Origin of the sequence: Evansella halocellulosilytica, from assembly GCF_002335745.1 — a bacterium.
In the GTDB taxonomy this organism is placed as follows: domain Bacteria; phylum Bacillota; class Bacilli; order Bacillales; family Salisediminibacteriaceae; genus Bacillus_CA; species Bacillus_CA halocellulosilytica.
Genome location: NZ_NIST01000001.1, coordinates 4,566,268 through 4,580,631 on the forward strand (window position 1 = coordinate 4,566,268; position 14,364 = coordinate 4,580,631).

13 protein-coding genes are annotated in these 14,364 nt (G+C 38.2%); 5 read left to right on the forward strand and 8 right to left on the reverse strand.

Features of this window, described 5'->3' with window-relative positions:
• Positions 1-28: 28 nt before the first annotated feature.
• From accA to dnaE, 5 genes are all read right to left on the reverse strand, one after another.
• On the reverse strand, positions 29-1,006 hold the full coding sequence (gene accA, locus CD001_RS21680) for an acetyl-CoA carboxylase carboxyl transferase subunit alpha (protein ID WP_096189706.1): 978 nt from the start codon (positions 1,004-1,006) through the stop codon (positions 29-31).
• Position 1,007: 1 nt separating this feature from the next.
• Entirely contained in the window at positions 1,008-1,877 is an 870-nt protein-coding gene (gene accD, locus CD001_RS21685) for an acetyl-CoA carboxylase, carboxyltransferase subunit beta (RefSeq protein ID WP_096189707.1), read from the reverse strand.
• A 194-nt stretch (positions 1,878-2,071) separates the two neighbouring features.
• Positions 2,072-2,734, reverse strand: coding sequence for a FadR/GntR family transcriptional regulator (locus tag CD001_RS21690; RefSeq protein WP_096189708.1), 663 nt, complete (start codon positions 2,732-2,734; stop codon positions 2,072-2,074).
• 124 nt (positions 2,735-2,858) lie between these two features.
• The gene (locus CD001_RS21695) at positions 2,859-4,097 is read right to left on the reverse strand and encodes an NAD(P)-dependent malic enzyme (RefSeq protein WP_096189709.1); all 1,239 of its coding nucleotides are present in this window, start codon (positions 4,095-4,097) and stop codon (positions 2,859-2,861) included.
• 83 nt (positions 4,098-4,180) lie between these two features.
• The gene (dnaE, locus tag CD001_RS21700) at positions 4,181-7,573 is read right to left on the reverse strand and encodes a DNA polymerase III subunit alpha (RefSeq protein WP_096189710.1); all 3,393 of its coding nucleotides are present in this window, start codon (positions 7,571-7,573) and stop codon (positions 4,181-4,183) included.
• A gap of 258 nt (positions 7,574-7,831) precedes the next feature.
• Between dnaE and CD001_RS21705 the strand changes: the two genes are divergently transcribed.
• From CD001_RS21705 to CD001_RS21715, 3 genes are all read left to right on the forward strand, one after another.
• Positions 7,832-8,161, forward strand: coding sequence for a YtrH family sporulation protein (locus CD001_RS21705; protein WP_096190714.1), 330 nt, complete (start codon positions 7,832-7,834; stop codon positions 8,159-8,161).
• A complete protein-coding gene (gene ytrI / locus CD001_RS21710) occupies positions 8,161-8,670 on the forward strand; it encodes a sporulation membrane protein YtrI (protein WP_096189711.1) in 510 nt (169 codons plus the stop codon). The genes CD001_RS21705 and ytrI overlap by 1 nt, the downstream gene beginning before the upstream one ends.
• 412 nt (positions 8,671-9,082) lie before the next feature.
• Complete coding sequence (locus CD001_RS21715; RefSeq protein WP_096189712.1) at positions 9,083-9,271, forward strand: hypothetical protein; 189 nt, start codon at positions 9,083-9,085, stop codon at positions 9,269-9,271.
• 65 nt (positions 9,272-9,336) lie between these two features.
• Here the strand turns inward: CD001_RS21715 and CD001_RS21720 are convergent, their stop codons facing one another.
• Positions 9,337-10,278, reverse strand: coding sequence for a DHH family phosphoesterase (locus CD001_RS21720; RefSeq protein WP_096189713.1), 942 nt, complete (start codon positions 10,276-10,278; stop codon positions 9,337-9,339).
• A 213-nt stretch (positions 10,279-10,491) separates the two neighbouring features.
• Between CD001_RS21720 and CD001_RS21725 the strand changes: the two genes are divergently transcribed.
• A complete protein-coding gene (locus tag CD001_RS21725; RefSeq protein ID WP_179298858.1) occupies positions 10,492-10,809 on the forward strand; it encodes a YtpI family protein in 318 nt (105 codons plus the stop codon).
• Between the two features lie 165 nt (positions 10,810-10,974).
• Here the strand turns inward: CD001_RS21725 and CD001_RS21730 are convergent, their stop codons facing one another.
• On the reverse strand, positions 10,975-12,282 hold the full coding sequence (locus CD001_RS21730; protein ID WP_096189715.1) for a CBS domain-containing protein: 1,308 nt from the start codon (positions 12,280-12,282) through the stop codon (positions 10,975-10,977).
• Positions 12,283-12,784: 502 nt separating this feature from the next.
• On the opposite strand from CD001_RS21730, the gene CD001_RS21735 reads away from it, so the two are divergent.
• A complete protein-coding gene (locus CD001_RS21735; RefSeq protein WP_096189716.1) occupies positions 12,785-13,429 on the forward strand; it encodes a hypothetical protein in 645 nt (214 codons plus the stop codon).
• 87 nt (positions 13,430-13,516) lie between these two features.
• Here CD001_RS21735 and CD001_RS21740 read toward each other — a convergent pair whose 3' ends face one another.
• The gene (locus tag CD001_RS21740) at positions 13,517-14,200 is read right to left on the reverse strand and encodes a metal-dependent hydrolase (protein WP_096189717.1); all 684 of its coding nucleotides are present in this window, start codon (positions 14,198-14,200) and stop codon (positions 13,517-13,519) included.
• Between the last annotated feature and the right edge of the window lie 164 nt (positions 14,201-14,364).

Consider the following 14,364-nt stretch of genomic DNA (forward strand, 5'->3'; position numbering starts at 1 on the left):
CTTTCTCAATAGAGAGAAAGCTCATTCCTTATTTTATAGCAATGGTACCGTTTACATCCGTAAATTCCCCAATTTCATTAAATTTTTCATATCGTTCATTTACGAGCTGCTCGCCATCTTTCTCGCTTAACTGCTGCAATGCACTTGCTAAAATTTTACGAATTTCTTCCGCTTGTGTGTCAACATCACGATGTGCGCCACCTCTTACTTCCGGTACAATTCCATCAATTAATTTTAACTCTTTTAAATCGGGAGCTGTAATTTTCATACTTTCAGCAGCTTTTTTTGCTAATGATGCATCTTTCCAAAGGATTGAGGCTGCCCCTTCTGGTGAAATGACAGAGTATGTTGAATTTTCAAGCATATAAATCCGGTCTCCAACACCTAGCGCTAACGCTCCTCCGCTTCCTCCTTCTCCGATCACAACACAAATAATTGGTACTCGTAATGAGGCCATCTCAATTAAATTCCGTGCAATCGCTTCACTTTGGCCACGTTCTTCTGCTGCTCTTCCTGGAAATGCTCCCTTCGTATCGATTAAACAAATAATCGGACGATGGAATTTCTCTGCCTGCTTCATTAACCTTAATGCTTTACGGTACCCTTCAGGGTGAGGCATTCCGAAGTTTCTACGAATGTTTTCTTTCGTATCTTTCCCCCGCTGGTGTCCAATGATCGTGACAGGCTTTCCGTCAAACTTAGCGACTCCACCAACAATCGCTTCATCATCCCCGTGCAAGCGATCTCCGTGTAGTTCTAAAAAGTCAGTAAACACTCGTTCAATATAATCAAGAGTTGTCGGACGCTGACTATGACGGGCAATTTGTACACGTTCCCACGGATTCAGGTTTCCATATATATCCTTTTCAAGCTGTTCTAAACGCGCTTCTAGTTTTTCTATTTCACCTGATAAGTCAATCTCTTTTTCAGCAGTAAAAGTCTTCAATTCACTAATTTTATTTTTCAACTCAATAATAGGTTTTTCAAAAGGAAGCTGTTCAGCCATATTATTTCCCTCCTTTACCGATATGCTCCGGAGCATGGATATCTAAAATCAGACTTAGCTTTTCTTTCATATCATGTCGTGGCACGACAAGGTCGAGCTGTCCGTGTTTTAATAAAAATTCTGAAGTTTGAAAGTCCTCAGGAAGCTTTTCTCTTACCGTCTGTTCAATAACACGTCTCCCAGCAAATCCGATCAGTGCATTCGGCTCTGCTAAGTTATAATCACCTAGAGAAGCAAAGCTTGCTGAAACGCCTCCTGTCGTAGGGTGTGTCATAACACTAATAAATAATAAACCTCTTTCATGAAGCCTGTTAAGTGCAGTACTCGTTTTCGCCATTTGCATTAAACTAAATAGTCCTTCTTGCATTCTAGCACCGCCAGATGCCGCAAACATAATAAATGGTTTCTCTTCCTCAATTGCTCTTTCGACAGCACGTGTAATTTTTTCACCAACAACCGACCCCATACTTGCCATTCTAAAACGCGGGTCCATAACACCGATAACCGTTTCATTGCCATTAATCGTTCCACAACCGGTTACGACCGCTTCATTTAAACCTGTTTTTTCACGATCAGATTGGGACTTTTCCAAATACGATGGAAAGTTTAAAGGATCTTCAGCAATTAAATGGTCATCAAATTCTTGAAAGCTGCCTTCATCGAAAGTCATATTAATACGATCGTAAGCCGTTAAGCGGTGGTGGTAGCCGCAGCTTTCACATACAAACAAGTTTTTACGCAATTCTTTTGTATACATAATCGTCTTACATTCAGGACATTTAGTCATAAGCCCTTCAGGAACATCCATTTTTGCTTGTTCGGAAGGGATTGTGGCATACTTTTTCTTCTTTGTAAATAAATCTTTAAACACGTTTTCACCTCTTTTTAAGAGTAATAAATGCTTTACAAGAATGTCCAAACTATTTATTGAACACGTACTTTAATAAAAAATAATAATATTAATAGTAATATAGCAGAAAAATAATATGAAAATTTCTTTCATCATACACTTTTCTTTCTCTCATTTCAAAGTAACTAATAGGAACTGGTACTAATAATTTTCGATTAAAAACGACTGTTTTCTAGATGTTTCTTCAAAGATTTAACAGCCAACTGTTCATTATTTTTTTGAATTGCTTCAAAAATCGCAGTATGTTCTTCTATCGAATGTCCTGTTCGCCCTTGGCGTGACAACGATTCTTTCAAGGCAACTTTACTATACTCTACTAGCGGTCGCCAAATGTTCAACATTAAACGATTTTGACTTGATTCGACTAACGTTTTATGAAATAAATAATCTTCTTCTACCGGAATGTTTCCTTCGCCCCATCGTAATCTTGATTGCGTAATTAATTCACTCATTTTCTTTAACTGAGCTTTTGTTACTCGAAGACAAGCAAGTCGAACAGCTTCAATTTCAATAATTTTTCTCGTTTCCTTTACATCTTGTCTTGCTTGATGATCTCTTAAAAAGAAGCCAGCTAATACTTCAGCTAATCTATGTCCTCCAGAACGCCTCATGAAAGTTCCTTCACCTTTACGTGTTTCAATCAAGTCTAGTAACTCTAGTGCACGCAGCGCTTCCCTGACAGATGACCTACCAGCTTGAAGCCGTTCTGCTAACTCTCTTTCTGACGGTAATTTATCCCCAGGTGAAAGATTGTCTTCATGGATGATCCGGTCAATTTCTTTTAAAATATTTAAATAGACCTTTTGATTCCCATTCATTACGAACACTCCTGCTCCCTTCATAACATCGTTCTAGCATAAACAGAGGGATTCCTTCATGTGAGTGCAGCAAAGAAAAAGTTCAGAGTCCGCTTTTCTCACTTCATCCTCTGAACTGGATCCTCTACTCTTGCTCGATCATTGTTAAATCATATGTTCTTTTTTCAACTGCTTCTGGATCGACTTTCCGACGCGCAACACCAGTTTCCATCGCTGCAATTGCAACACTTTTCGCAACTGCTGGTGCTACCCGTGTATCGAATGGGCCAGGAATGACGTAATCGCCATTTACTTCGTCTACCCCTACTAAATTCGCAATAGCTTTAACTGCCGCAACCTTCATTTCCTCATTTATATGAGTTGCATAAACATCTAGTGCCCCTCTGAATATTCCAGGGAAGGCTAACACATTATTGACTTGGTTAGGGAAGTCTGATCTTCCGGTACCAATGACACTTGCCCCTGCTTCTTTCGCTTCATCCGGCATGATTTCCGGTACAGGGTTCGCCATTGCAAAAATAATCGGGTCCGGATTCATACTTTGAACCATTTCTTTTGTCAAAGCTCCAGCGACTGAAACACCAATAAAGACGTCTGTACCTTTCACAACCTCTTCTAACGAACCTTCGACTTTATCTTTATTTGTCACTTTGGCGAGTTCGTCTTTTAAATCGTTCATACCATATGGTCGTCCTTCAAAAATCGCACCTTTTGAGTCACAGAGAATAAACTCTTTACATCCCATGCTCATTAAAAGTTTAATAATCGCAATACCAGCTGCACCAGCCCCATTGATAACGACCTTTATTTCTTGCATTGACTTTCCGGTAATCTTTAGGGCATTTAACAAACCTGCTGCAGTAACAATCGCTGTTCCATGTTGGTCATCATGAAAAACAGGAATGTTCATTTCTCGTTTTAGGCGTTCTTCAATTTCGAAACATTTCGGTGCTGCAATATCTTCTAAATTAATCCCGCCAAATGTCGGTTCCATCAATTTCACAGTTTGAACGATTTGATCAACGTCGTTTGTATTTAAGCAAATTGGAAAAGCATCTACTCCTGCAAAAGACTTAAACAAAACAGCTTTTCCTTCCATGACCGGCATTGCGGCTTCTGGTCCAATATTCCCTAAACCTAAAACGGCTGTTCCGTCAGAAACAACACCTACCATGTTTCCTTTTACTGTATAATCATAAACTGATTGTGGATCTTCAAATATTTCTTTACAAGGCTCAGCTACACCTGGTGAATAAGCTAACGACAGGTCGTGTGCATTACGAACAGGTACTTTCGTTTTCGTTTCCAATTTCCCTTTTTTCATACGATGCATATGTAGTGCTTCTTCGCGTAATGTCGCCAAACTCCCCACTCTCCCTTTTCTACTTTTTGAGTGGTCTGACCACCCTTTTTGCCATCTATCATTATAACAAAAACATGTACAAGTTACACCCTTTGTTCTTTTAAAATAACATTTTTTTGACCGAGTAAAGCCTTTAATCGGTTTAGCAAACTATCATCACCTGACACATCCCACATTTCAGACAAATGAATTGCTTTTTCTGTTCGCTCGTAAAAAAGTACGACACTTACTTCACCAGGATCATCCTGTAGTATACGTTTTAACCGGTCTAAGTATCCTTCATGCTCATGCAAATGGGATATTTTCAAATATAAAACCGGCTTTTTATTTTTCTCATGTTTACGTTTCAAATCACTTAATGTAATACATTTTTCCATTATCACTTTCTTTTCTCCACGATGATCTTGTATTTTCCCCTCAACGAAGATCATCTCCCCTTTATTCAGCTTCGTCCTGTACCTTTCATATGCTTCCGGAAATACTGTCACATCAACTTCCCCTGTTTCATCAGAGATGTTTAAAAACGCCATTTGCTGTTTTTTCTTCGTTTGAATGGTACGGCTCCCCTCAATTAACCCCGCCAAACGGACTCTGCTGTGAACGTCTAGCTGTTTAGCCTCATAGATCGCTTTTCTGTCATACGGCTTCACAATACTTAATTCTGCTTCTACAGGGTGACCGGAGGCATAAAAGCCTAGCACCTGCTTTTCAAAATTCAATTTGTCTGTATCTCTTAATGGAGGGACATCGATGTACGCTAATGGCTTATCTTCCTCATAAAACAAAGCAGTTTGTTTTCCCTCATCTTTTTCCCGCTCTTTTTCACCATATTCAATGGCAGTATCGACAGTAGCTAACATTTTTGCACGATCTACACCAAAATCATCAAGAGCTCCTGACACGATAAAAGCTTCTAACGCTCGTTTTGGCAAAAGTTTTGCAGGAACGCGATAGCACAGATCAAACAAGCTGTCTATCTGATGTTCTCTTCTTATTTTTGCAATTGCATGAACGATCGGGTTTCCAACATTCTTTATCGTTGCAAGTCCGATCCAAATGACACGATCTTTAACAGTAAATTGTGGTTCACTATGTTTGATTGATGGCCCCTTCACAACCATTCCTTGCTTCCTTGCTTCAGAAATATATTCAGCAAGCTTTTCGTGATGGTGTACGACTGTTCCCATTAAAGCACTCATAAACTCTAACGGATAATTCGCTTTTAAATAGGCGAGCTGATAAGCAATAATACTGTACGCAACAGCATGACTCCGGTTAAAACCATAATTTGCAAACCGGACAATTGTATCATACATATCATTCGCTTCTTGTTCAGAATATCCTTTATTTAACGAACCTTGGACAAACTGCTCTCGCCCTTGGATTAAATCCTCATGCTTTTTCTTCCCCACAGCACGTCTTAAAATATCTGCTTCACCTAACGAATACCCAGCCATTTTAGATGCTATTTGCATGATCTGCTCTTGGTAGATGAGAACACCATAAGTCGGCTTTAAAATTGTTTCTAAATCTGGGTGCAGATATTTCACAGGTTCATTTCGGTTCTTCCGGTTAATATATACCGGGATATTTTCCATCGGACCCGGTCGATAAAGGGCATTGACAGCAACGATATCTTCAAACTCTGTCGGCTTTAATCGGCGCAATACACTTTTCATCCCAGAAGATTCCAGCTGAAAAACCCCGCTCGTTTCTCCTCTGCCTAATAATTCAAATGTTTTATGGTCATTAAAAGGAATGTCGTCAATGTTGATCAATTCTCCTCGGTGTTGATGAACTAATCGAATAATTCTTTCGAGAAAACTCAAATTTCGCAATCCTAAAAAATCCATTTTTAATAACCCAAGATCTTCTAAATCTCCCATTGGAAATTGCGTTAAATTCATACCGTCATTTCCTTGCTGAAGTGGAACGACATTCGTTAGTGGCTCCTTACTCATGACGACACCAGCTGCATGGATCGACGTATGTCGCGGAAGACCTTCTACATCACATGCAATTCGGAAAAGTTCCTTAACATCATGATCACTTTGGATCATTTCTCGTAAAGATTCAGATTCAGAGATTGCTTCTTTTAGACGGATATTCGGCCGGGAAGGAATTTTTTTTGCGACACGGTCAATTATTTTAAGGTCAATTCCCAATACTCTTCCCGCATCACGAATCGCAGCTTTCGCAGCTAACGTTCCAAACGTAACAATTTGCGCGACACGGTCAATACCGTATTTATCTTTTACATAATGGATCACTTCATCTCTTTGGTCATCTGGAAAGTCGATATCAATATCGGGCATCGAAACACGCTCCGGGTTTAAGAACCGCTCAAATAACAACCCATATTTAATCGGATCGACATTCGTTATTTTCAATGCATACGCAACGAGAGAACCAGCAGCCGATCCCCTTCCAGGTCCAGTTAAGATTTTTTGTTTATGAGCATAGTTCATAAAATCAGCAACAATTAAAAAATAGTCTTCATACTGCATGTTCGAGATAACGGTCAATTCATAATCTAGCCGATCCCAAATTTCTTTACTTGGTGATGCATAACGCTCAGAAATCCCTTTGTGACATAACATTCGTAAATATTCTGTTGATGAATGTTGTTGCAACGGATAATGCGGCAAAACCGGTATACCGAAAGTTAGCTCGACATTACACCTTTTGGCAATTTCAACCGTTTGTTGAACAGCATTTGGCCATGCTTGAAACAGTTCAAGCATCTCTTCTTTCGTTTTCAAATAGTAATGCTCTGAAGAATAGCTCTCCGGCAATGTAGACAATTGCTCACCGAGTCGAACTGCTTGTATCACTCGGTGAGCATCGCTTTGTTCTTTTTTCGTAAAATGAACGTGATTGCTTGCAACCATGGGATTATTAGTCATATCACACCATTTAGTCACAGCTAAAAGCTTTTCGCGTTCCTCTTTTCTCCAATGATTCTGAATTTCGATAAAGACATGTTCATGACTAGTCATTTGCTGAAGCCTGTCCACGATTGCATTCGCTTTATCTGGCTGTCCATTCATCAAGTATTGGGCAACTTCACCGTCTTCAAACGGGATGATTATGATGACGCCATCAGCATGTTTTTCTAATTCCTCAGCTGTAATATGTACGCCTTGCCTTACTTGCTTTTGTTGAGCGAGTGATGTCAGCTTCAAAAGTGACCGGTAACCAGTAAGGTTCTCTGCCAGTAAAACAATACGTGAAGATACTTGTTCCGTATCTGCTAATCGTTCAGAGGTAAAACCAAGCTCTACACCTATAATCGGTTTAATATGATTTTCTTTGCAACATTTATAAAATTGAATAACACCGTACATGGCATCAGTATCTGTTATAGCAAGTGCTTCGAACCCTGATGCTGCACTTGCCTCTATTAATTCATTAATTTTTCCTGTACTTCGTAACAAGCTGTATTCACTATGTACATGTAAATGAACAAATGACATTCCTTTTCCCTCCTGTCATTGGAGAAACGTTTACGTGCGTCAATTATTGTTTTAGCAGACGTGGGATATCGTTTTCGAATCCTTTCACTGTATACCTCTATTGTAACGCAAACATCTGTTCTTTTCACGGTACAATTATTGTTTCATACATTGCAAGTCATATATTTATCTTGTTGTCCATAAAAATGTACAAAGTGATGTTTACGTACTTCGTGTTTATTGCCAACTTCAGGGGGGCAGAAAGAGGGGATTTACTTGATAGATAAAGAATTTTTAGCGACTTTAGTCATTGATTACTTCGTTGCATTCGGTGTTATTATTGGGGGAACGATTATCGGCGGAATTGGTGCTTATTTAATCGGTAAACCACCACTTTCTGTTATGTATGACTTAGCTTCAAGCTTAAAAATTTGGGCACTCGTTGCAGCGATCGGTGGTACTTTCGATGCGATCTCCACACTAGAAAGAGGAATTTTTGAAGGGACTCATGCTGATATTTTTAAAACATTACTCATGATATTTGCGGCTCTGAGCGGAGCACATACAGGCACAGTGATTATTCAATGGCTCACTCAGGAGGGGGTTTGATGCGAATCCCCCCTTTTTATAGAGAGAAAAGCTGGCAGCGCTTCTTTGCAGGAATTCTTCTAGGAATTCTTATCGGTTGGCTCTTTTTTCTCTATCAGTTCGGCCTCGTTCATGAAAAACTTGTATTAAAAATTAATGACCAGCAAAAGGAGATTGAAAGTCAAGCAAATACGATTGAAATTCTTCGAAAAGATCAAGATGAACAAAATGAGGAAAACCAACGAAAGTTAACCGTACAAGATATTAAGCTTCATTTTGTGAATGAAAACGATATTAAATTAAGTGAACTAACTCTTCATGAGTTGCGAAGTGCTGTTGAAAGTGAGCTAGATTTGATTCGAAATAAAAATATTGAAACGGTCTATAATTCGTTAGATTTTTTAGAACGAACGGTGGAAAACAAAATATTTACAATCAAAGGGAACGATAAGCGCTATCAATTGAAAATAGAACGGCTTATATTATATACGACCGTTGATTTTTATTTACGAATTGAATCTGCAGAATAATAAAACCTTTACTTTCCTCTATCAGCTATCAGCCATACTAAAAATCCCGCGGGGATTAAGTCCCCTCGGGATTTGCGACCTCCAACATTGACTTCTATGCCATCATTATCCATCTACTCCCTAAAATAGGTTCTGTCGAAATCATTCGATAAGACGATGGATCATTTTTTTAGCATTTAGCATATGGTATCTAGAATGAACAAAAAGGTACCCCTCGTAAACCTTTTACATTTCTGTGAACATTTTTCATAATCATAATGTTTTCATCATTAAACGGTTATAATAAACATAAATAAGTAAATAGATTTAATTGATGCAAAATTCTTTACAATCGATTCCTAAGGCTATTTAATAAAGAGAGACTGATGATCTGATTTTGTAATGATCTTCTAGATTAAGGAGGCAAACGCAGATGAGAGTAATGAGTAGAAGTAAGTTAGTAAAAGAGAAAGTTAAATCGATTCAAGATGGATATTCTGCTTATGCTGAGACAGAAGAAGTGACAAAACTTATAAAAAAAGAATTATCAACTTTAGGAATTGACGTGATTGAAGATACTTCATCATTGGGAAACTGGTTCATCCCAAAAAAGAGAGCGTGAGTTTTCGAAAAAACTCTCGCTCTCTTTTTTATTATTTATTGTGATTCATATAATCGAAAAGTCAGCTAATATTTCTCACACAATTCGTTTAGTTCATTAAGTAATTGCTTCGCTTCTCCCCAAGAATGTACAGATGCGCCTGAGGCCATTGGATGGCCCCCTCCATTATATTTACCTGCTAATTCATGAATCTCTGGTCCTTTTGAGCGAAGCCGTACTCTGATCACTTCTTCTTCTTCTTCGACAAAGAATACCCATGCTTTTAAACCTTCTAATGTTGAAAATGTATTGACAATTCCAGCTGCCTCTTTCGACGATACCTCGAACTTCTTTAAAATTTCAATAGGCAGGTTTACATATGCTGCACCAGAAGGAAGAAGTTCCATTTCACTTAATACATACCCTTCTAGCCTTGTTAAACGTAAAGACGTTTTATATAGCTCATTGTAAAGGTCATCACGTGAAAATGAGTATTGGATCAAGTTCGCAGCCCAATAAAATGTCCTCTCAGTTGTGTTTGGGAATCGGAAACGACCAGTATCTCCAATAACCCCTGCATATAATAGCCTTGCTCCTTCTGTCAATTCAGCGTTACCTTTAATTAAATCATCGGCAAATAACTCACATATCATTTCACTTGTTGAACTTGCCTTTGTATCGACCCAAGAAATATCACCGTATACATCAACATCAGGGTGATGGTCAATTTTGACTAAAAGTTGACCTTTTGTAAACCTTTGATCGTCGATTCGCTCGCGATTAGCTGTATCACAAACGATGACTAGTGAGTTGTTATACGTCTCGTCACCGATTTGATCCATCTTGTCTAAAAAAGTTAGTGACTCTTCATGCTCTCCTGCTAAATAAACGTTTTTCGTTGGATATTTTGATTTAATCAGTTCTTTTAAACCGGCTTGTGACCCATATGCATCAGGGTCCGGACGGACATGACGGTGAATAATAATCGACTCATATTTTTCAATCGCATCTAAAACTTGTTGTTTCATTTATTTACTCCTTTAGTGTATATGTTCATAGTAGTTAAAATTTATAGTCTATTAAAGAGACATAAAACTCATCGTGTCAAGGAGCTTCATTCTTCTTTTGAACGATGGTAGCTCCTTTTTGAACATAGACGTTTTAATAAGCTTGAATTTATATCATACCTTATGCTACCTTTACTTAGTGGAATTACATTTGATTGTAAAGGAGTCCAAACGATGATCTGGGTCATTTTAATATTTACATCACTCGTCTTTTTTGTTTATTTTAAAGTTCAGCAAGCTCGAGCCGTAGGGCCGATGGAAAAGCGATGGTATTCTTCAAAGGGAAGCATCGCTGTAGGCGTGTTCTTTATTTCTTTTGCGATTAATTCATATTTAAGGTTTGAAACGACCGTTGCTGCGATCGTCTCACTTGTCTTTTTTGCATTCGGCCTTATTAATCTCATATTCGGTATCCGTTTTTATAAAACGTATCTCCCCTATGCACAAAAGGAAGCGGAAGAACTGAAAAAAGCTGAAACGAAAGAGAAGTAATGAGAACGGGATCCCCCGTTCTTTGGGCTGTTGAGAAAGTGTCTCGACAGCCTGTCTTTTTGACTTTTAACCATATTTCGTCGTTACTAACGAACAACTAGCAGCCGAATAAACAATAATACTCATTACTTTTTTAAAACGACCATTTGCTCATTTTCCTAAATTCTATCTGTCAATTAGTTGAGCCATTAACATCGCTTTTCCAACGATTTGTGAATCATGATATAACTCGACATCGACTTTCCCAAACTTCCTCCCTACTTCCATTACTTTTGGACAAACATCAATTTGACTATCGATTTGAACAGGTTTTATAAAAAATAACGTAATATTCTCGACAACGAGATCGCCTTTTTTATATTTTCTTAATACCCGGCTTCCCGCTTCTGTCACAATCGTTGTTATAACCCCATATGATATCGTTCCGAGATGATTCGTCATTTGCGGCGTCACATCTAAACGGAAACGGTGTTCCTGAGACGTCGAAAGGTCTTCAAAATGACGAGTAACTAAATCCTCAATTGTCTCCCCGACATGAGGTTGCCGTTGAATCATTTGTAATGCCTTTAATACATCCTGCCTGCTAATAATGCCGAGAAGACGTTTATTATGATTGACGACTGGAAGCATTTCAATTCCTTCCCAAACCATCATATGGGCTGCAGACGCAACAGACGTTTGTGCATTTACTGAGATTGGATGCTTGGTCATGACTTTTTCAATCTCAATAAAAGGACCGACCCCCATCACATCTTTTGCTGTGACCATCCCTTGCAATTTATTCTCATCATCGATAATCGGGTAACGGCTATGTCCTGTACGGTTATTTAACTCATGCCATTTTTCAACAGTATGACTCGTTGTCATGAAATCAGTTTGTTCAATTGGAATTAATATATCCTCGACAAGAATGATTTCTTTTTTGATCAGCTGATCATAAATCGCTCGGTTAATCATCGTCGCAACCGTAAACGTATCGTAAGAAGTCGAAATTATCGGTAGCTGCAACTCATCTGCTAATTGTCTTACTTCATCACTTGTATCAAATCCACCAGTTATTAAAACTGCGGAACCTTCTTCTAAAGCTAATTTATGTACTTGTTCACGGTTACCGACAATCAGTAAGTTCCCAGCTTCGACATAGCGCATCATCGCTTCTGCTTTCATCGCACCAATAACAAACTTGTTTAACGTTTTATACAAACCATCTCTGCCGCCGAGTACTTGTCCATCAACAATGTTGATCACTTCAGCATACGTTAATCTTTCAAAGTTATCTTTTTGTTTTTTTTCAATTCGAATCGTTCCAACACGTTCTATTGTACTTACATGCCCTTGGTTCTCTGCGTCTTTAATCGCCCGGTATGCTGTACCTTCACTCACATTTAACGCTTTGGCGATTTGACGAACAGATATTTTGCTCCCAACTTCAAGAGAACGTATATGTTGTAATATTTGCTCGTGCTTTGTCATCGAGCTTGCCACATCCTTTTTCATTTGGCTATGTTATAGTTATGATAGAAGGTGTTCAAAAAAGAATTAAGGTACAAGGATATAGATGAGATTAACTCATTTCCCCTTCTGTATTGAACACGATCACTAATCATTTATCATACACATCTTTTCAACATTAAACTGTTTAATCATTTTTTGTCTTCTGTTCTACTACAAGTATAATCTTGACAATGGAGGACTTCAAGGAGATTTAGGTTTGTTTATTATTTTATGAAATAAACAGAAATTGATGAAGTTGACTGTTGATCAAATACGTATGAATGTATTAATTTAGGGTATAGGAAGAATAGACATTTTTTTGATCAACATTCTCATGATATTCTGTGACTTATTTCTTATATTGGTTCTGTTAAAGTTTGATGATATAAATGTTGACTCGTAATTTCATAGGAGTTTCGCCAATTTTCATTATCACCTACATGATCTTTTAACAGAACAATTTTTTTAAGGAGGCGTCGAAATGAGGGTTTTAACACTCTTCTCGTTCCTCATGACTTTTTTCTTAATATCTGCGTGCAGTCAGTCAAGTTCTGAACCGCCTCTAATTGTTACTGGTGGAGAAGAAGTAAATATTGTATTTGAAGATGAAGTAAGTTCTCTTAACGAAGAAGATTATAAAGATATGACCACTGAAGCAATAGAACTTTCGGAAGAACATTCGATTTACAATGAAAAAGTGAAAAAGTGGATTATTCGTTATTATATTCAAAATGAAGAGATGCAACAGAGATGGACAGAAGATGAAATTATCAAATTATCTAAGGATCGCGTAGAGTTCGAAGAAGCTTGGAAAGACTACGCTTACTTACAGTACGGAGTAACGATTACTGAAGAAGCAATAGAATCTCAAGTTGAATATAATTTAGAGGTTTATCGTAATCATTTGCCGCCGGCAATTCAAGGAATTTCTAAAGGGCTTGATATTTCACTAGAGGAGTATTTACGAGAGTTCGACCGTGACCATGTTGAGCGCACAGTTTTATGGCAAAAGCTAATGCCAATCTTGCTTGAAAAACATCGTAATGAATCATCTGAGAGATTAGACGGCGTGTATCTCGGAGAACGCTATGAGGAAGAAGTTCGCAAGTATATGGAAACAAAATAAGCAACATGAAGAAGCTGTTCCAAAAGTGCTCTAATTAGAGCCAACTTTTAAGAACAGCTTTTTTCTATGAGCAACTTGTCCCTTTCATCAAAGGGTCAAATCATCTCCTGCATGTAACACGATCCCTTCTCCTTTCGAAACTTTTTTCACAAAAGCAGATGCATCCTGCTCAATAACAGGGAAAGTATTATAATGAATCGGTACTACTCGCTCGGCCTCTAACCACTTTGCTGCGATCAATGCATCTTCCGGTCCCATCGTGAAGTTGTCGCCGATCGGCAAGAAAGCGAGATTAAGATCATGTTGCCCACCAATTAGCTTCATATCAGAGAAAAGTGCTGTATCTCCCGCATGGTAGATCGTCTTCCCTTCTGCTTTAAAAACAATCCCTGCTGGCATACCGGTGTAAACAATTTTTTGATTTTCTTCTTCTGTATACGATGAACCGTGAAATGCTTGTGTAAGTTTCACTGTCCCAAAGTCAAATTCATGTGCCCCGCCAATGTGCATTGGGTGTGTATTCACTCCTTGCCACCCTAAATAAGTTGCCAATTCGAATGGAGCAACTACTAATGCATCATTCGCTTTCGCAATATCGACTGTATCTCCGACATGATCATTATGACCATGTGTTAGTAAAATAACGTCCGCCTTGACTTCATCAGCTTTCAAGTCAGACGTTCCGTTTCCTGTTATAAACGGGTCAATAATAATGGTCGTCCCATTCGTTTCAATTTTCACAACTGAATGTCCATGAAAAGAAACTTTCATCAATGATCCTCTCCTTTAATTACATGTCCAAAAAGTGAGAAGAAGAAAGACTTCTTAATTCAATAATCTTTTTGAACAAATATTTTTCTTCCCTACACATAATTACTAGATACCCGTAAAAACTCCTTCTTATTCAACCGATTTTTTCAGACTTAGTTTAAATG

Coding starts and splice junctions, on each gene's coding strand:
- accA (WP_096189706.1), bottom strand. CDS start 1,006: ATGGCTGAACAGCTTCCTTTTGAAAAACCTATTATTGAGTTGAAAAAT.
- CD001_RS21690 (WP_096189708.1), bottom strand. CDS start 2,734: ATGAATGGGAATCAAAAGGTCTATTTAAATATTTTAAAAGAAATTGAC.
- dnaE (WP_096189710.1), bottom strand. CDS start 7,573: ATGTCATTTGTTCATTTACATGTACATAGTGAATACAGCTTGTTACGA.
- ytrI (WP_096189711.1), top strand. CDS start 8,161: ATGCGAATCCCCCCTTTTTATAGAGAGAAAAGCTGGCAGCGCTTCTTT.
- CD001_RS21715 (WP_096189712.1), top strand. CDS start 9,083: ATGAGAGTAATGAGTAGAAGTAAGTTAGTAAAAGAGAAAGTTAAATCG.
- CD001_RS21720 (WP_096189713.1), bottom strand. CDS start 10,278: ATGAAACAACAAGTTTTAGATGCGATTGAAAAATATGAGTCGATTATT.
- CD001_RS21725 (WP_179298858.1), top strand. CDS start 10,492: ATGATCTGGGTCATTTTAATATTTACATCACTCGTCTTTTTTGTTTAT.
- CD001_RS21730 (WP_096189715.1), bottom strand. CDS start 12,282: ATGACAAAGCACGAGCAAATATTACAACATATACGTTCTCTTGAAGTT.
- CD001_RS21735 (WP_096189716.1), top strand. CDS start 12,785: ATGAGGGTTTTAACACTCTTCTCGTTCCTCATGACTTTTTTCTTAATA.
- CD001_RS21740 (WP_096189717.1), bottom strand. CDS start 14,200: ATGAAAGTTTCTTTTCATGGACATTCAGTTGTGAAAATTGAAACGAAT.